General features: G+C 64.2%; 16 protein-coding genes, 1 tRNA gene and 1 riboswitch. Of the genes, 13 read left to right on the top strand and 4 right to left on the bottom strand.

Going from position 1 to position 17919, the window contains the following annotated elements; all coding sequences use genetic code 11:
- The first annotated feature begins 189 nt into the window (after positions 1 to 189).
- Complete coding sequence (locus KYK29_RS15445) at positions 190 to 1254, top strand: biotin transporter BioY (protein ID WP_254691802.1); 1065 nt, start codon at positions 190 to 192, stop codon at positions 1252 to 1254.
- 3 nt (positions 1255 to 1257) lie between these two features.
- Here KYK29_RS15445 and ppk2 read toward each other — a convergent pair whose 3' ends face one another.
- Positions 1258 to 2139: a polyphosphate kinase 2 gene (gene ppk2, locus KYK29_RS15440; RefSeq protein WP_254691801.1), complete on the bottom strand. Its 882-nt coding sequence runs from the start codon at positions 2137 to 2139 to the stop codon at positions 1258 to 1260.
- Between the two features lie 150 nt (positions 2140 to 2289).
- Between ppk2 and KYK29_RS15435 the strand changes: the two genes are divergently transcribed.
- The 7 genes from KYK29_RS15435 to phoB all read left to right on the top strand — a co-directional run bounded on the left by KYK29_RS15435 (position 2290) and on the right by phoB (position 10037).
- On the top strand, positions 2290 to 3591 hold the full coding sequence (locus tag KYK29_RS15435) for an ATP-binding protein (protein ID WP_437437265.1): 1302 nt from the start codon (positions 2290 to 2292) through the stop codon (positions 3589 to 3591).
- A gap of 189 nt (positions 3592 to 3780) precedes the next feature.
- Entirely contained in the window at positions 3781 to 4815 is a 1035-nt protein-coding gene (locus KYK29_RS15430) for a PstS family phosphate ABC transporter substrate-binding protein (RefSeq protein ID WP_254691799.1), read from the top strand.
- A 113-nt stretch (positions 4816 to 4928) separates the two neighbouring features.
- A complete protein-coding gene (pstC, locus tag KYK29_RS15425) occupies positions 4929 to 6413 on the top strand; it encodes a phosphate ABC transporter permease subunit PstC (RefSeq protein ID WP_254691798.1) in 1485 nt (494 codons plus the stop codon).
- Between the two features lie 23 nt (positions 6414 to 6436).
- Positions 6437 to 7738, top strand: coding sequence for a phosphate ABC transporter permease PstA (gene pstA / locus KYK29_RS15420; protein WP_437437264.1), 1302 nt, complete (start codon positions 6437 to 6439; stop codon positions 7736 to 7738).
- Between the two features lie 13 nt (positions 7739 to 7751).
- On the top strand, positions 7752 to 8567 hold the full coding sequence (gene pstB, locus KYK29_RS15415) for a phosphate ABC transporter ATP-binding protein PstB (RefSeq protein WP_254691796.1): 816 nt from the start codon (positions 7752 to 7754) through the stop codon (positions 8565 to 8567).
- A gap of 46 nt (positions 8568 to 8613) precedes the next feature.
- Entirely contained in the window at positions 8614 to 9339 is a 726-nt protein-coding gene (phoU, locus tag KYK29_RS15410; RefSeq protein ID WP_254691795.1) for a phosphate signaling complex protein PhoU, read from the top strand.
- A gap of 14 nt (positions 9340 to 9353) precedes the next feature.
- On the top strand, positions 9354 to 10037 hold the full coding sequence (gene phoB, locus KYK29_RS15405; RefSeq protein ID WP_254691794.1) for a phosphate regulon transcriptional regulator PhoB: 684 nt from the start codon (positions 9354 to 9356) through the stop codon (positions 10035 to 10037).
- Between the two features lie 172 nt (positions 10038 to 10209).
- Here the strand turns inward: phoB and KYK29_RS15400 are convergent, their stop codons facing one another.
- The gene (locus KYK29_RS15400) at positions 10210 to 10737 is read right to left on the bottom strand and encodes a GcrA family cell cycle regulator (RefSeq protein WP_254691793.1); all 528 of its coding nucleotides are present in this window, start codon (positions 10735 to 10737) and stop codon (positions 10210 to 10212) included.
- Between the two features lie 424 nt (positions 10738 to 11161).
- On the opposite strand from KYK29_RS15400, the gene KYK29_RS15395 reads away from it, so the two are divergent.
- The 3 genes from KYK29_RS15395 to KYK29_RS15385 all read left to right on the top strand — a co-directional run bounded on the left by KYK29_RS15395 (position 11162) and on the right by KYK29_RS15385 (position 14523).
- Positions 11162 to 12355, top strand: a complete 1194-nt coding sequence (locus tag KYK29_RS15395; protein ID WP_254691792.1) for an aspartate aminotransferase family protein — start codon at positions 11162 to 11164, stop codon at positions 12353 to 12355.
- Positions 12356 to 12427: 72 nt separating this feature from the next.
- The gene (argF, locus tag KYK29_RS15390; protein ID WP_254691791.1) at positions 12428 to 13339 is read left to right on the top strand and encodes an ornithine carbamoyltransferase; all 912 of its coding nucleotides are present in this window, start codon (positions 12428 to 12430) and stop codon (positions 13337 to 13339) included.
- 185 nt (positions 13340 to 13524) lie between these two features.
- Positions 13525 to 14523 (top strand): Hsp33 family molecular chaperone, encoded by a 999-nt coding sequence (locus KYK29_RS15385; protein WP_302795572.1) that lies wholly within the window; start codon positions 13525 to 13527, stop codon positions 14521 to 14523.
- A gap of 126 nt (positions 14524 to 14649) precedes the next feature.
- Here KYK29_RS15385 and apaG read toward each other — a convergent pair whose 3' ends face one another.
- Together apaG and KYK29_RS15375 are read right to left on the bottom strand one after the other, a co-directional pair.
- Entirely contained in the window at positions 14650 to 15042 is a 393-nt protein-coding gene (apaG, locus tag KYK29_RS15380) for a Co2+/Mg2+ efflux facilitator ApaG/CorD (RefSeq protein WP_254691790.1), read from the bottom strand.
- Between the two features lie 122 nt (positions 15043 to 15164).
- Positions 15165 to 16349: an O-succinylhomoserine sulfhydrylase gene (locus KYK29_RS15375; protein ID WP_254691789.1), complete on the bottom strand. Its 1185-nt coding sequence runs from the start codon at positions 16347 to 16349 to the stop codon at positions 15165 to 15167.
- A 43-nt stretch (positions 16350 to 16392) separates the two neighbouring features.
- Positions 16393 to 16471, bottom strand: a riboswitch (SAM riboswitch).
- 77 nt (positions 16472 to 16548) lie between these two features.
- On the opposite strand from KYK29_RS15375, the gene KYK29_RS15370 reads away from it, so the two are divergent.
- Positions 16549 to 17658 carry a 2'-deoxycytidine 5'-triphosphate deaminase gene (locus KYK29_RS15370; RefSeq protein ID WP_254691880.1) on the top strand — a complete coding sequence of 370 codons (1110 nt, stop codon included), beginning with the start codon at positions 16549 to 16551 and terminating at the stop codon, positions 17656 to 17658.
- A gap of 77 nt (positions 17659 to 17735) precedes the next feature.
- A tRNA-Gly gene (locus tag KYK29_RS15365) sits at positions 17736 to 17809 on the top strand.
- Positions 17810 to 17919: the final 110 nt, after the last annotated feature.

Raw genomic sequence — 17919 nt, 5'->3', positions numbered from 1 at the left:
GCGCTTGCGAGAGCCGGCCGGGAAGGATGGTGAAGGCCTCTCCCCATCCGGGTGTCGTCCGGAATTGCCGAAAGGCTTGCGCAAATTCCTCGTAAACGTTACGAAATTTCTAACAAAAGCCGGAAAGTAAAGCTCTTTCCACATGGATTGCGTGGCCGCCTTATGGCGGCTCCTTCGGAAGGGTCGGATGTGAGCGGACTGGAAACGGCAATCAGGAATGCGTTGGAACGCTCGGAGCGCGCCAGCCCGGAAGTCCGCGCCCGCATCTATCAGTCGGCCCGAAATGCGCTGGAAGCAGGCCTGCGCAAGCAGCAGATCAACGATCCCGAGACCGTCGCGGCCCAGCGTCATCGCCTTGAAGCGGCCATTCACCGGATCGAGGCGGAGGAGCGGGCCGCCGCCATGGCCGCACCGTCTCGTCCTGCGGCCGGTGGCGCATTCCCGGATCTGCGGCCGGAGCGGGCGGATGGCTTTGCTGCCGGCGGTCCGCCCGCCGGTCATGCTGCAGTCACAGGGGCCGCAGTCACCGGGGCCGCAGCCACCGGGACCGGAACCACAGGAGCCGGGCCAGCGGATATCCGGCCCGAGCGGGTCGTCAAGGCGCGCAAGCGCCGAAGCCGCGTTTTTTCCTTCCTGCTGGTCGTCGCCACGCTGATCGCGGGCTTCGGCACCGCCGCCTGGTGGGTGCAATCGAGCGGTCTCCTGGAAACGCGGGGCGGCGGAGCGGGGTCGGGCGCGACGGTCGATGGCCAACCCTATGCCGGCAACGGCGACGGCCCCCGCTCGCTCGACACGCAGAACCGCTTTTCCTCCGACTGGCGACCGGTTTTCGCCGCCGGTGATATCGCCGCGCTCGCCGCCGGTCCGCGCGCACGCGTGGAGCCTGCCAGCGCCAACGACCGTCCCGCCGCGCGGCTGACCTCCGAGGTGCCCGGGCGCGATGGCGCCATCCGCATCTCCGTTTCGCCGGAAATCCTGCGCGAAATGGCCGGCAAGGCCTCGACAGTGGCGCTGTCGCTCCGCTCGCCGGGCGAAAAGCCGGTGGAAGTCTCGGTGGAATGCGCCTTTTCCACGATGGGCGGCTGCGGTCGCCATCGCTTCACGGTCACCGGCCGGTCGGACGTGCTGTTCAAGGTCGAGTTCGAAGGCTCGCTTTCGCCGAGCGAGCCGGGGCAGTTGCTGCTCAACAGCGACATCGCCGGGGACGGCGCGAGCGTCGACCTCTACGCGGTGCGCATCCTTCCCGGCGGGTGACGGCTACGTCAGGAAGTCGGGGCCGCTGCCGAGAATCGTCTCGTCGACCTTGCCGATCGCCTTTTCGTCCTTGCCGTCATAGTCGAGGGTCTTCAGCATATGGCGAATGATGTTGAGACGGGCGCGACGCTTGTCGTTGCCGCGAACCACGGTCCAGGGGGCATGCTGCGTATGGGTCTCCCGCAGCATGCGGTCACGCTTTTCGGTATAATCGTCCCACTTGTTGAGCGATGCGACGTCCATCGGTGAGAGCTTCCAGACCTTCAACGGATCGTGCCGCCGGTCGTGGAAGCGCTTGAGCTGCATTTCGCGGCCGATATTGACCCAGAACTTGAAGAAATGAATGCCTTCGGCAGCAATCAGCTTCTCGAAGCGCGGCACTTCCTTCAGGAACTTCTCATATTGTTCCGGCGTGCAGAAACCCATGACCGGCTCCACGCCGGCGCGATTGTACCAGGAGCGGTCGAAGAGCACGAATTCCCCGGCGGTGGGAAACGTGGCGACATAACGCTGGAAGTACCATTGGCCGCGCTCGGTCTCGGTGGGTTTGGTCAGCGCCACGATGCGGGCGGAGCGGGGATTCATATAGGCCGAGGTGGCATGGATCGCGCCGCCTTTGCCGGCCGCATCGCGCCCCTCGAAGACCGCCATGACGCGCTTTCCCGTAGCATGCAGCCAGAACTGTACTTTCACCAGTTCGATCTGGAGCAGTTTCAGCGTCTGCTCGTATTCCTTGTTGGAGAGTTTCTTGTCGTAGGGGTAGTCGTCGGAGCCGAGGGCCTTTTCCGCCACCCAGTCGGGAAGTGCCGGGTCGTCGATATCGAAGAGCCGCTTCTTGCCGCGGATCTCCAGTTCCACGCCAGCTCTTGCTGCCTTTTCGCCCATCTATCCACCTCCTTGCAGGTTGCGCTGTGCCTTGCCGACAGTCGCAGGTGGACACAACCGCATTGCGAATTCAAGCGGGTCGTGAAAAACATGTCATGAAGTCGCGCTATCTATGGAGAATCGGGAGACTCGTCGGAGGCGGACATGGTTATGAGGAGCATGGCGGCGGTGGCGGAAGGGCGTGGGCCGATCGGCTGGATCGTGGGGCAGCTCTGGGGCGAGCGGGTGCTGGTGGCTTCGGCCGCCTTCGTCGGCTTCGTCATGTGGGCGGCGGGCGTCCATATCGGCTGGGTGGCATTCGCGATGCTGCTTCTGGTCGCCGCAGGCCTGTTCCGCACGGATCGACGCATGGGGCGGCCCAGCCTCGGGAGAACCGCCTTTTCCGCCGCTCCGGTGCGCGACGAGGCGCCGTCCGCCCCGGCGCCCGATCCGCTCGCCCCCTATGCCGCCGTCCTCGATGCGCTTGACATGCCGGCGCTGCTGATCAACCGGCGGGAGGCCGTCGCGCTGCACAACAGGGCGGCCGAAACGCTCTTCGGGGCCATTGCGCGCAACAGCGACCTTGCCGGGCGCATTCGCGCGCCGGCCATCCTCGATATGATCCGCGAGGCGATCGCCTCCGGTGTGCCGCGCGTGATCGAACATGCCGAGCGGCTGCCTTCGGAAACCGTCTATGTCGTACGCATCGCGCCGCTCGCCCATCGCTGGGCCGATCCGGCGACCGAGCCGCTGTGGCTGCTGACCTTTCGCGACGAATCGCAGGCCCAGCGCATCCAGCGCATGCGTTCGGACTTCGTGGCGAACGCCAGCCATGAGCTTCGTACGCCGCTTGCGTCGCTGCGCGGCTTCATCGAGACCTTGCAGGGGCCGGCGAAGGGCGATGCCGCGGCGCACGAGCGGTTTCTGGCGATCATGCATGAACAGGCGACCCGCATGAGCCGGCTGGTGGACGACCTGCTTTCGCTTTCCCGGCTGGAGATCAAGTCCAACCTTCCGCCGGAACAGACCGTCGAACTCGCGCCGATCCTTTCCCATGTCCGCGATACCCTCATGCCGCTTGCCGAGGAACTCGGGGTCGAGGTCCGGTTGACGGTGCCCGGCCATCCGGTCACGGTGAAGGGGGACCGCGACGAACTGGTCGAGGTCTTCCAGAACCTCGTGGAGAACGGCTGCAAATACGGGCAGGACGGCAAGCGCGTCGATATCCGGCTGACGGGCGGAGACGGGGAGCCGGTCGAGGTCAGCATCACCGACTACGGCCCCGGCATTGCGCCCGAACACGTGCCCCGGATCACCGAGCGTTTTTATCGGGTCAATATCGAGACGAACCGCTGGCGGAAAGGAACGGGGCTCGGCCTGTCTATCGTCAAGCATATCCTTACGCGCCACCGCGCCCGCCTGGCCGTGCGCTCGGAATTGGGCAAGGGCGTCGTCTTCACCGTCAAATTCTGACATGAATATCTCGAATTGACTGCCGATTCTTGGGCTTAGTTGAAATATTTCAATGACTTGAGCTGTCATAAATGTTTCGTCGAAATGACATAAAAGCAAGGGTGATCGGGGTCTAGAGAAAAGCCGCCGGTTAACGGTAAGAGAGCGCTTCAAGACGGCGCTCATCCATGTCCTCTTTGGGAGACCCCGATGACAACTCTTAAGCTCACCGCCGCCGCGCTCGTTGCCTCCGTCGCCTTTGGTGGCGCGGCCATGGCGCGCGACCAGATCCAGATTGCCGGTTCCTCGACCGTTCTCCCCTACGCGAAGATCGTCGCCGAGACGTTCGGCGAGACCTATCCGGACTTCAAGACGCCGATCGTCGAATCCGGTGGCTCCTCGGGTGGTCTGAAGGAATTCTGCAAGGGCGTCGGCCCTGATACCATCGACATCGCCAATGCTTCGCGCGCCATCAAGTCGAGCGAAATCGACGCCTGCAAGGCGGCCGGCGTTACCGAGATCCAGGAAGTCAAGATCGGCTATGACGGCATCGTCTTCGCCACCGACGCCGGCAATGCCGACCTGAAGCTGGAGCCGAAGGATCTCTACCAGGCGCTCGCCGCCGAGATCGTTGTCGACGGCAAGCTCGTCGCCAACCCGCACAAGAAGTGGTCGGAAGTCAATCCGTCGCTTCCCGATGCCGAGATTGCCGCCTATATCCCCGGCGAAAAGCACGGCACGCGCGAAGTTTTCGAAGAGAAGATCCTTGCCGAGGGCTGTGAAGCCGCCGGTGCGCTCGAAGCCATCAAGGCTGCCGTTTCCGATGAAAAGGAACAGTTCGCCAAGTGCGTCGCCGTCCGCAAGGATGGCCTGGCCATCGACATCGACGGCGACTACACCGAGACGCTGGCGCGCATCGACGCCAACAAGTCCGGTATCGGCGTGTTCGGCCTGTCCTTCTACGAGAACAATGCCGACAAGCTGAAGGTCGCCACCGTCAGCGGCGTCACGCCGTCGACCGAGACCATCGCCTCCGGCGAATATCCGGTTTCCCGCCCGCTGTTCTTCTACGTCAAGAAGGCGCATCTCGGCGTGATCCCGGGCCTCAAGGAATATGTCGAGTTCTTCACGAGCGACGACATGATCGGCCCCGACTCCCCGCTCGCCGAATACGGCCTCGTCGCCGCTCCGGATGCCGAGCGCGAAGAGATCCGCGCTTCCTTCGAAGGTGGCAAGACCATGTAATGGCTGCGGCCGGCGCGAAAGCGCCGGCCGTTCCCCTTGATATGCATGCCCGTCAGGCCAGGGCGGGCATATCGAACGATCGGGCGGGATGATCGACCCGGGAGACCTCCTTCATGAGCATGTCCCTACTTCTGTTAATCGTCGCGGCGATAGGTGTTGCGGGTTATCTGGCCGGCAGCTGGCGCGCGCGCGGGCTTGCCGGCGGCAAACTGTCGAACCTGCACTCGCGGCCGGGCTACTACGGCTCCTTCGTGGCCATATGCGCCATGATCCCCGCTCTCCTGCTGCTGCTTGCCTGGAGCATCGCAAGCCCGATCTATATCCAGTCGACGATCCGGGCAGGATTCCCGGAATCGGTGAAGATGCAGCCCGAGGCGACGCAGAACCTCAGTTACAACATGATCTCCGCCATCGCCCGCGGCCTGCCGCGCATGACGCAGGAGGAGCGTCGGGCGCTTGCCGAGGACGGTGCTTCGGCCCGCACGCTGCTGGCCGCGAAAGGCGTTCCCCTGGCCTCCGAGCCGGAGCCCTATATGGTGCAGTCCGCCCAGGACCTCGACCGGGCGACCGTGGCAAGCAGCCTCTGGCGCGCTGTCCTCGTGATCGCCGCCGCTGCCGCCGGTGCTTTCCTTTCGTTCAGGCTCATCGCGCCGCGGCTGCGCGCCCGCAACCGCGTCGAGGGCGTGATGCTGGGGGGGCTCGTGGCGGCTTCGTCGATCGCCATCCTGACGACGGTCGGTATCGTCGCCTCGATGCTCACCGAAGCGGCGCACTTCTTCAATTCCGTGCCGGCATGGGAATTCTTCTTCGGCACGGTCTGGGATCCCCGTTTCGCCGCCGCCGGCGCAACCGGGTCTTCCGGCCAGTTCGGCCTTGTCCCGCTGCTCGCCGGCACGCTCTACATCGGCTTCGTCGCCATGCTGGTGGCGGTTCCCGTCGGGCTGTTTGCGGCGGTCTATATGTCGGAATACGCCTCGCGCGGCTTCCGCTCGGTCGTCAAGCCGCTGCTGGAGGTTCTGGCGGGCATTCCCACCATCGTCTACGGCTTCTTCGCCATGGCCACGGTGGGACCCTTCCTGCGCGATATCTCCGCCCAGATAAGCGGGCTCGCCACGGGCAACTATGCAAGCTTCATTCAGGCGCAGAGCGTGCTGACCGCCGGCTTCGTCATGGGCATCATGCTGATCCCCTACGTCTCGTCGCTGTCGGACGATATCATCACCGCGGTGCCGCGGGCGTTGCGTGATGGTTCCCTGGGGCTCGGCGCGACACGCTCCGAAACGATCAAGAAGGTCGTGCTGCCCGCCGCACTTCCCGGTATTGTCGGCGCGCTCCTGATGACGGCCTCGCGCGCCATCGGCGAAACCATGATCGTGGTGCTCGCCGCCGGCGTCGCCGCGCGCATGCAGCTCAACCCCTTCGAGCCGATGACCACCGTCACGGTGAAGATCGTCAACCAGCTGACCGGCGACCTGGAATTCACCTCGCCGCAGACGCTGGTGGCCTTCGCCCTCGGCATCACGCTTTTCGTGATCACGCTTTGTCTCAATATCTACGCGCTCTATATCGTGCGCAAGTACCGGGAGCAGTACGAATGAGCGAGACTTCCACCACCCCGCCGATGACGGCCATCGGGATTTCCGCAGCGCCGGCGCGACGCGATATCGGCCTCGGCCGCCGCTACGCCGCCGAACGCCGCTTCCGGCTCTACGGCATGGCCGCCATCGGCTTTGGCCTCCTGTTCCTGTTCCTGCTGCTGTTTTCGGTGGTGTCCAAGGGGTACACAGCCTTCCAGCAGTCGATGATCACCATCCCGGTGGAGTTCTCCGAACAGGTCCTCGACCGTAACAACGAGCGGGCGGCCAATCCGCAGAAGCTGATGACGGCCAACTATCCGATCATCGCCCGCGATGCGCTGGCCCGGCAACTCGGTGTGACGGAAGGCGATCGCGCGACGCTGCGTGAGATCTCCGGCATGATTTCCGACAGCGTGCGCGCGCAGCTGCGCGACATCGTCGTGGCCGATCCTTCGGTCATCGGAACGACGCGGGACGTGACGTTCCTCGCGCATGGCAATCTCGACTCGGCCTTCAAGGGACAGATCGACCTCAGTGTCGACGAGAAGAACCGCAAGGTTTCGGACCGGCAGGTCGGCTGGATGAACCAGCTCGCCGAGAGCGGCGTGCTCGCCAAGCATTTCAACACCGGCCTCTTCACCAACGGCGCCTCCAGCCGTCCGGAGGCCGCCGGTGTCGGCGTGGCGCTGATCGGTTCGCTCTATATGATGCTGATCGTGCTGGTGCTTTCCCTGCCGATCGGTGTGGCCGCCTCGATCTATCTTGAGGAGTTCGCGCCGAAGAACCGCCTTACCGACCTGATCGAGGTGAATATCAACAATCTCGCGGCGGTTCCCTCCATCGTCTACGGTCTTCTCGGGCTTGCCGTCTTCATCAATTTCGCCGGCCTGCCGCGTTCGGCGGCGATCGTCGGCGGCCTGGTGCTGACGCTGATGACGCTGCCGACCATCATCATCGCCACCCGCGCCGCGCTGAAGGCGGTGCCGCCGTCGATCCGTTCGGCCGCGCTCGGTCTCGGGGCCTCGAAGATGCAGACGGTTTTCCACCATGTCCTGCCGCTTGCCATGCCCGGGATCCTGACCGGCACGATCATCGGGCTTGCCCATGCGCTCGGCGAAACCGCGCCGTTGCTGCTGATCGGCATGGTGGCTTTCGTCGCCGATGTGCCCGGCACCCCGCTCGATCCCGCAACGGCGCTGCCGGTGCAGATCTACATGTGGGCGAACGAGGCCGAGCGCGCCTTCGTCGAGCGTACTTCGGGCGCCATCATCGTGCTCCTGATCTTCCTCATCCTCATGAATGTTGGCGCAATCCTCTTGCGCCGCCGCTTCGAGCGGCGTTGGTAAAGGAACCAGACCGATGAACATCATGTCCGAAACGGCAGCCGAGAAAGTGCTGGAAAAGAAAATGAACGAGATTTCCTACAAGATGATCGGCGAGGCGGTCTCCGTCTATTACGGCGACAAACGCGCTCTCTACGATGTCGGCCTCAAGGTGCGGGAGAACACCGTAACCGCACTGATCGGCCCGTCGGGCTGCGGCAAGTCGACCTTCCTGCGGACGCTGAACCGCATGAACGACACCATCGAGGGATGCCGCGTCACCGGCCGCATCGTGCTCGACGGCGACGATATCTACGATCCGTCGATCGATGTGGTGGAACTGCGCGCCCGCGTCGGCATGGTCTTCCAGAAGCCGAACCCGTTTCCGAAATCGATCTACGAGAACGTGTCCTACGGCCCGCGCATCCACGGCCTTGCCCGCACCAAGGCGGATATGGACGCCGTCGTCGAAACCAGTCTCCAGCGGGCCGGCCTGTGGAACGAGGTGAAGGATCGCCTGCATGAATCCGGCACCGGCCTTTCCGGCGGCCAGCAGCAGCGCCTTTGCATCGCCCGCGCGGTCGCGGTCAGCCCCGAGGTCATCCTGATGGACGAACCCTGCTCGGCGCTCGACCCCATCGCCACCGCCAAGATCGAGGAACTGATCCACGAACTGCGGGCGAATTTCACCATCGTCATCGTCACGCACTCGATGCAGCAGGCTGCCCGCGTGTCGCAACGCACCGCCATGTTCCATCTCGGCAATCTCGTCGAGGAGAACGACACCGACAAGATGTTCACCAATCCGGATGACCAGCGCACGCAGGATTATATCATGGGCCGCTTCGGCTGATGCCGACGCCGGACCTTGCCAATGCCGAGCGCAGAAGGAAAACGCCATGAATTCCCCCCACATCGCCTCCGCCTATGACGAGGAACTGAAATATCTCACCCGCCGCATCTCCGAGATGGGCGGCACCGCCGAACAGATGGTGGCCGATTCCGTGCGTGCGCTTGTCTCCACGGATGCGGCGCTCGCCCAGAAAGTCATCTCCGAAGACGTCATCCTCGACGAAGCCGAGCGGCAGATCAACGAGAAGGCGATCGTCACCATCGCCCGGCGTCAGCCGGTGGCCGCGGACCTGCGGGAAATCATGGGCGCGATCCGTATCGCCGCCGAACTGGAGCGCGTCGGCGACCTCGGCAAGAACACCGCAAAGCGCGTGTTCGCCGTGCAGAGCGCCGGCATTCCCCGCGCGCTCGCCCGTGGTCTGGAACATCTTGCCGAACTCGCGCTGATGCAGCTCAAGGAAGTGCTCGACGTCTACGCCACCCGCTCGGCCGAGAAGGCGAAGGCGATCCGCGAGCGCGACGACGAGATCGACGCGATCTACACCTCGCTGTTCCGCGAACTCCTCACGTATATGATGGAGGATCCGCGCAACATCACCCCCTGCACGCATCTGCTGTTCTGCGCCAAGAACATCGAGCGTATCGGCGACCATGCCACGAATATCGCCGAGACGATCTATTACATGACGACCGGCTCGCAGCCCGAGGGCGATCGACCCAAGGACGACAACACGACGTCGCTGGTCGCCGGCGTGGCCGATTCAACGGCGTGAGGAGTGCCAGCAAGATGGTTCCGAGAATTGCTGTCGTCGAAGATGAAGAGGCGCTGAGCGTCCTGCTGCGCTACAATCTCGAAGCCGAGGGCTTCGATGTCGACACGATCGCCAGTGGTGACGAGGCCGAAATCCGGCTGCGGGAACGGGTGCCGGACCTGCTCATCCTCGACTGGATGCTGCCCGGCGTTTCCGGGATCGAACTGTGTCGGCGGCTGCGCCAGAAGCCGGAAACTGAGCGCCTGCCGATCATCATGCTAACGGCGCGCGGTGAGGAAAGCGAGCGCGTGCGCGGCCTGAGCACCGGGGCGGACGATTATGTCGTCAAGCCTTTCTCGACGCCTGAACTTGTGGCGCGCGTGCGGGCGATGCTGCGGCGCGCCCGGCCCGAGGTCGTGTCGACGGTGCTGCGTTGCGGCGACATCGAACTCGACCGCGAGACTCATCGGGTCCATCGCAAGAGCCGCGAGGTCCGGCTCGGTCCGACCGAGTTCCGCCTGCTTGAATTCCTGATGGCGGCGCCGGGGCGCGTGTTTTCCCGCGCGCAACTGCTCGATGGCGTCTGGGGGCATGATATCTATGTCGACGAGCGCACTGTCGACGTGCATGTCGGCCGCCTGCGCAAGGCGCTCAATTTCTCCGGTACGCAGGATGTCATCCGCACGGTTCGGGGCGCGGGCTACTCGCTCGAAAGCTGACGGAAAGCTTTCCCTTCCGAAAAAGGAAAAACAGGCCTTTCGGGGCCTGTTTGCGTTTCTGCCCCGTGAGGGCTGACGGTCGTACCTTTGGCTGTCTGCCCGTGGCGAGAGGTCATCCGCAAACGAAAACGGGCCTCGAAAGGCCCGTCGTCGCTTCAAGGCTGCGGATGGCTCAGCGCGCGCGCCGGCGTTCGCCCGAAGGCTGGTAGGCCAGCCGCTGATGGTAGGTGCAATAGGGCGAATTGTCCGGCGATTCATTGCCGCAGAAATGGAAATCCTCGTTCAGCGGATCGCCGATCGGCCATTTGCAGGTGCGTTCGGTAAGCTGTGTCAGCTCCAGCTTTCGCGACATCGGCACGACGACGGCGTTGGCATTGGCGGCGACCGGCAGCTGCTCGCTTGCGATCGTCAGGCTCGTCTCGCTCTCCTCCCTTGCGGCCGCCGGACGGGCGGCGGGACGCGGGGAAGCGGGGCGGGCGGAAAAGCCCGCCGGCCTTGCGGGCGCAGGCGGGGTGCGCTTCGGCCGGCTGGAGACCTGGCTGCCACCGGCCTTGACGCGGCCCGGGAGGTTGAGACGATGCACCTTGCCGATAACGGCGTTGCGGCTGACGCCGCCCAGTTGCGCCGCGATCTGACTTGCGCTCAGCCCTTCGCTCCAGAGTTTCGTAAGTCTTTCGACGCGCTCGTCTGTCCAGCTCATGCCTTTGTCTCCATGCGGCGTCGCAATGGGGGAATCCCTCATCGTCGCTCCGGAGGGAATCCGGAGCCCGAACGCCTTGGTACTGTTGGTGACTAGTTCCGCCGCTTGCAGTCTAGTAATTGAGGCTAACCTAGAGTCCGGGGGACTCCGTGACAAGAGTCGCCGGAATCGAGCCGAATCGATTTTCGAGTTTTCCCCAACTTGCTGCCCGGGTGTGCCCCGCTTGCGACACTTGCACAAAAGCGCGCGAGGCCGTGATCCGCCGCAGTTTCATGCCTTTCGTCTTCCGATTTTGTTGACAGGGCGATGCGAAATGAAGATAGTGAGGCATGCCGCCGCAAGGCGGCTTTTGATTTTTCCGCTCCTGGAAAAGTCAAGCCACCCGATGGAAAATCCAGTCTTCATTTTTCGAAGGACCCGCGCCATGGTCGACGCCGCGCCGCTCTATGATACCTATTTGCGTGCTCCCTTGCGGTTCACGCGCGGGGAGGGCGTCTGGCTGATCGACGAGAGTGGCGAGCGATACCTCGATTTCGCCGCCGGCATCGCCGTCAATTCGCTCGGCCATGCGCATCCTCATCTGGTGGCCGCGCTCAAGGAGCAGGCCGACAAGCTCTGGCATCTGTCCAACCTCTACGACATTCCCGGGCAGGAAACGCTCGGAAGGCGGTTGGTGGAAGCCACTTTCGCGGATAAGGTGTTCTTTGCCAATTCCGGCGCAGAAGCGCTCGAATGCGCGATCAAGACGGCGCGTCGCTATCATTATTCCAAGGGTCACGCCGGCAAGTTCCATATCATCACGTTCGAAGGCGCTTTCCACGGCCGCACGCTGGCGACGCTCGCCGCCGGCGGCCAGGAGAAATATCTCGAGGGCTTCGGCCCCAAGGCGGCGGGTTTCTATCAGATCCCCTTCGGCGATATCGCCGCCGTGAAGGATGCGATCACCGACGAGACCGCCGGAATCCTCATCGAGCCGGTGCAGGGCGAAAGCGGCATCCGCCCCGTGTCGAAGGAATTCTTGCAGGAACTGCGTCGCCTCTGCGACGAATACGGTCTGCTCCTCATCCTCGACGAGGTGCAGACCGGCGTTGGCCGCACCGGCCGCCTTTTCGCCCATGAATGGGCGGGGATCACGCCGGATATCATGGCGGTGGCCAAGGGCATCGGCGGCGGCTTCCCGCTCGGCGCCTGCCTGGCGACCGCCGAGGCCGCATCGGGCATGGTGGCGGGCACGCATGGCACCACCTATGGCGGCAATCCGCTCGCGATGGCGGTCGGTAACGCGGTTCTCGATGTCGTTCTGGAGGACGGTTTCCTCGATCATGTGCGCGACGTGGCGCTGGTCTTCCGCCAGGGGCTCGCCGCTCTCAAGGACAGTTTCCCGGATGTCATCGAGGATATTCGCGGGGAAGGACTGATGCTCGGCGTCAAGTCGAAGGTGCCGGTCGCGGATCTGCTGAAGGCCGTGCGCGCCGAAAAGCTGCTTGCGGTCTCGGCCGGCGACAATGTGCTGCGTCTGTTGCCGCCGCTGACGACGACGGCCGGGGAGGCGCGCGAAGGGTTGTCCCGCCTCGAACGGGCGGCCGCGGCCTTGACGGCCGCCGGCAAGGCCGCGTGAAAACAAACGAACGGAGCGTTGCGGGCGATCTCGTTGTCGCCGGAAATGCTTCCGAGATGGACAGGACATAGCATGGCCAAGCATTTTCTTGATCTTTCCGCCGTGACGGCCGACGATCTCCGCAACATCATGGACGACGCCCACGCCCGCAAGGCGGCCCGCAAGTCAGGCACGGAAGGCAGGCCGCTTTCCGGCAAGATGCTGGCGATGATCTTCGAAAAACCCTCCACCCGCACGCGCGTCTCCTTCGACGTCGGCATGCGCCAGCTCGGCGGCGAGACGCTTTTCCTGTCCGGCACGGAGATGCAGCTCGGCCGCGCGGAGACCATCGGTGATACGGCCAGGGTGCTTTCGCGCTATGTCGACGCCATCATGATCCGCACGACCGATCATTCCCGCCTGCTGGAGCTGGCCGAACATGCGACCGTCCCGGTCATCAATGCGCTCACCGATCTCACCCATCCCTGCCAGATCATGGCGGATATCATGACCTTCGAGGAGCATCGCGGTTCGACCCGGGGGCGTACGTTCGCCTGGAGCGGCGACGGCAACAACGTGCTTCACTCCTTCGTCGAGGGCTCGGCGCGCTTCGGCTACCGGATGAAGATGGCGGTGCCGCTCGGCTCGGAACCGGACGACCGGATCCTCAACTGGGCGCGCGACAACGGCGGCGACATCGTGCTCGGCCATGATCCCGAGGCAACCGTCGAGGGCGCCGACCTTGTCGTTACCGATACCTGGGTCTCCATGAACCAGGAACACCGGGCGCGCGGCCACAACATCTTCCAGCCCTATCAGGTCAACGGCGAGCTGATGGCCCGCGCCAATGAGAACGCGCTTTTCATGCATTGCCTGCCGGCTCATCGCGGTGAGGAGGTGACGGACGAGGTCATCGACGGTCCGCAGTCCGTGGTCTTCGACGAGGCGGAAAATCGCCTGCACGCGCAGAAGTCGATCATCGCCTGGTGCTTCGGCCTCGTCTGAGGCTCTCTTGAAAAGACCGGCCGCCGTTCCGATCTAGGCATCATCGCAAGGCGCCTTCCGGCGCCGCCTCTGGCGCGCGACCGGTCGCCATGGAATGATCGGCCCGGAGCGCATCAATCACGTTGGAACGCCCGCGGGTGCCCGGCCGATCGGATTCGGCGGCATTGCGGCGTGCAGGGAACATCATGACGATAGCACAGACCGCCCCCAAGCTCGGTGAGCCCGGATTTTCCGGCGACGACCACGTCCTGCCGTTCCAGGTGGAGGGCCTCGACGTGCGGGGTCGCGCCGTGCAGCTTGGCCCCATGCTCGACGGTATCCTCGGGCGGCACGATTACCCGCCGCCGGTCGCCCGCCTGCTGGCCGAGGCGATCACCCTGACGGTGCTGCTCGGCACGTCGCTGAAATTCGAGGGCAAGCTGATCGTGCAGACGAAGGGCGATGGCCCGGTCGATCTGCTGGTGGCCGATTTCTCCGCGCCGGAGAACGTGCGCGCCTATGCCCGCTTCGACCAGGCCGCTCTCGACAGCGCGGTGGCGGCAGGACGCACCGAGCCGCATGAACTGCTCGGCAAGGGCGTCCTCGCCTTCACCATCGATCAGGGTCCGCACACCCAGCGCTATCAGGGCATCGTGCCGCTCGATGGTCACACGCTGGAGGAAATCGCCGGCGTCTATTTCCGCCAGTCGGAGCAGATTCCGACCCGGGTGCGCCTTGGCGTGGCGGAACTGTTCGACCGCGACGAGGACGGCCGGGCGCGTCATCGCTGGCGGGCCGGCGGCATGGTGGCGCAGTTCCTGCCGCCCGCCCCGGAACGTATGCGGCAGCCCGATCTTCCCGGCGGCGACGGCGAGACGATGGCGCACAGCCTTGGCGAGGATGACAACTGGGCCGAAGCCCGGGCGATGGTCGAAACGATCGATACCGACGAACTGACGGATCCCAACGTCGGCATCGAGCGGCTGCTGTTCCGGCTGTTCCACGAGCGCGGCGTGCGGGTCTATCCGCCGCAGAAGGTCTTCGACTGCTGCTCCTGTTCGCGCGAGAAGCTGAAGAGCGTGCTTTCCGGCCTCTCCCGCGAGGAGATCGAAGAGAGTGCGGATGCGGAAAACGAGATCGCCGTGACCTGCGAATTCTGCTCGACGACCTATCGCTTCGAGGCGGCGGAAGTCCTGCCCGCGTAAGGGGCGAGGGCCGGGAGCATTTCCAGCAAACGTGTGAAACGGTTTTGCGTCCGGAAATGCGGCCCATACAAAGAGATGGAGCGGTTCTGCCGAACCTGTGAAAACCCGAACCGCTTCAGCCGGCCGTCAGTTCAGCACCCGCACCTGTCCGGGCGTATCGAGGGAGAAGGCGGGGATGGCGACGTCGAAGGCCTCGCCCTCCTCCGTCTCCATGCGATAGCGGCCGAACATGATGCCGGAAGGGGTGTCGAGCGGACAGCCGGAAGAATATTCATAGGTGTCGCCGGGCCGCAGCACCGGCTGCTCGCCGATGACGCCGGGGCCTGTCACCTCATCGACCTGCCCGTTCTCGTCGGTGACGTGCCAGTAGCGCGTCACCAGCCGGACGGCGGTCCCGGAGTGATTGGCGATGACGACACGATACCCCCAGACATAGCGATTGTCCTCCGGGTCCGACTGGTCGGCCAGGTAGTAGGGCTCTACGGTGACTTCGATGTCGCGGGTCAGCGCTCGATACATGCGGAAACCTTGAACTGATGGCCTCGCCCCATTCTACAGCAATTCATTGCGTCAAGAAGAGGCCGTTGAAGCGCCGGCCGCAGACCGGCCAGCGCCTGCCTTGTCATCGCATCGCGCGTCGCTCAGGCGGGAACCCGTGACAGGGCGCGGGCGAAATCCTCCAGGAGGTCATCGCCGTCTTCGATCCCGGCCGAAAAGCGCAGCGTGCCGGCGGCGATACCGAGTTCGGCGCGCGCTTCCTCGGCGAGGTTCTTGTGCGTCGTGGTCGCCGGATGGGTGATCAGGCTCTTGGCGTCGCCCAGATTGTTGGAGATCTTCACCACGTCCAGCGCATTCTGAAGCGCGAAGGCGGCGTCCTTGCCGCCCTTCAGTTCGAGGCAGACCAGCGTCGATCCACCGGTCATCTGGCGCGCGATGATGTCGGCCTGTGGATGATCGCTGCGGCCGGGATAGATCACGCGGGCGACCTGTTTCTGCCCGGCGAGGAAATCGGCGATGCGGCTGGCGTTTTCCGTCTGCTGGCGTACGCGCAGCGGCAAGGTCTCGATGCCCTTGAGCAGGGTCCAGGCATTGAAGGGCGACATCGCCGGGCCGGTATGGCGGAAATAGTCCTGGAGATGGGTGTTGATCCATTCCTTGTCGGAAAGGACGACGCCGCCGAGGCAGCGCCCCTGTCCGTCGATATGCTTGGTGGCCGAATAGACGACGATATGCGCGCCGAGTTCCAGCGGCTTCTGAAACAGGGGCGTGGCGAAGACGTTGTCGACCACCACCTTCGCGCCGATCTGGTCGGCAAGCCTTGCGACGCCTGCGATATCGACGACTTCCAGTGTCGGATTGGTCGGGCTTTCGAGGAAGAAGACCCGGGTGTTCTTGCGGATCGCCTTTTCCCAGTTGGCAAGATCGCGACCGTCGACCAGCGTGCATTCGATCCCGTATCTCGGCGCGAGCGTTTCCACGACCCAGCGGCAGGAGCCGAAGAGGGCGCGCGCAGCGACGATGTGATCGCCGGCCTTGACCTGGCAGAGGATCGCCGCCGCCACGGCAGCCATGCCGGAGGCGGTGGCGCGGGCGTCTTCCGCCCCTTCCAGCATGCACATGCGCTTTTCGAACATGTCGTTCGTGGGGCTGCCGTAGCGGGCATAGATGAAGCCGTCCGTCTCGCCTTTGAAACGCGCCTCGGCGGCCTCCGCCGTGTCGTAGACGAAGCCTTGCGTCAGGAAAATCGCTTCGGCGGTTTCGCCGTGCTGCGAGCGGGTGGTCCCGCCATGTACGAGTTGGGTGGCGGGGCGCCAGGGCTTGCTCATGTGATCATCGCCTTCGAACAAAAAAACCGGCCGCAAAAGCAGGCCGGTCCGATGCCCGGCCTTTTTAGCTACTTGTTTTACGTGGCTGCAAGCCGGCCGGCCAAATCACCACGGGATAAAAGCTCATTACTGCGTGGATGCGCTTGCGTCAATTGCCGGCATTTGGTTTTGTGCGGCCTTCTGACGGGGCGGTATCATGATGGGTGTTTCTACGGCGCGCGATGCGGGAATTCTGGCGGACCGAGCCATTCGCGGCTTGCACGACGCCGGCCGGCTGAGGAGCGAGGCCCCGCTCGACGAAGACCAGATCCAGCCGGCAAGCCTTGACCTGAGGCTCGGGGCCCGGGCGTTCCGCGTCCGCGCCTCCTTCCTTCCGGGGCCGGCGAACCTTGTTTCCGACAAGCTCGACCGGCTGAAGCTGCATGTCATCGACCTGAGCGAGGGAGCGGTGCTTGAAACGGGGTGCGTCTATGTCGTGCCGCTGATGGAAAGCCTCGATCTGCCGGCCGAACTGGCCGCCTCGGCCAATCCGAAGAGCTCCACCGGCCGGCTCGACATCTTCACCCGGGTCATCACCGACCGGGCGCAGGAATTCGACAAGATCCCGCCGGGCTATTCCGGCCCGCTCTATCTCGAGATTTCGCCGCGAACCTTCCCGATCGTCGTGCGCCGCGGTTCGCGTCTTTCCCAGATCCGTTTCCGCAAGGGCAACGCCCTGCTGGATGACGCCGGGCTTCTGGCGCTGCATGCCAGCGATGTTCTGGTCGCCAGCGAGACGCCCAATGTTTCCGCCGGCGGCATTGCGCTATCCATCGATCTCAAGGGGACGGGCAAGGACGGCCTGATCGGCTACCGCGGCAAGCGCCATACGTCGGTCATCGATGTCGACCGCAAGAACCAGCACGATATCTTCGATTTCTGGGAGCCGCTGTTCAGCCGCGGACGCAACGAACTGATCCTCGACCCGGACGAATTCTATATTCTCGTATCGCGCGAGGCGGTGCATGTGCCGCCGCGCTATGCGGCGGAGATGACCCCCTTCGATCCGCTCGTCGGCGAGTTCCGCGTCCATTATGCGGGCTTCTTCGACCCCGGCTTCGGCCATGCGGCGGCGGGCGGCTCCGGCAGTCGCGCGGTGCTGGAGGTGCGTAGCCATGAAGTTCCCTTCATCCTCGAGCACGGGCAGATCGTCGGCCGGCTCGTCTACGAGCATATGCTGGACGCTCCCGCCGGCCTCTACGGCTCCGGCGTCGGCTCCAACTATCAGGCGCAGGGCCTGAAGCTGTCGAAGCATTTCCGCACTCCCTGAAGCCGATGCCCGCTCGCGCGGCTTTACGGGCCAGGTGCTTGACAGCTTCGTCGAACTGTTGAATGACTGCGCTCCTCGCGGGTATGATGTAATGGTAGCCTGCCAGCTTCCCAAGCTGAACGCGCGGGTTCGATTCCCGCTACCCGCTCCAGCCTGGATTTTCGTATAATCGCTTCGGTTGCAGCGCTGCGTCCGACGGGACGGCGAATAATCTTCTCACCTGAGGATTTCGGCAATGACGCGCTTGTCCAGGCCGAAGTC

It is taken from the genome of Shinella daejeonensis (assembly GCF_024281235.1).
In the GTDB taxonomy this organism is placed as follows: Bacteria; Pseudomonadota; Alphaproteobacteria; order Rhizobiales; family Rhizobiaceae; genus Shinella; species Shinella daejeonensis.
This window is presented reverse-complemented; position numbering and strand designations above follow the sequence as displayed.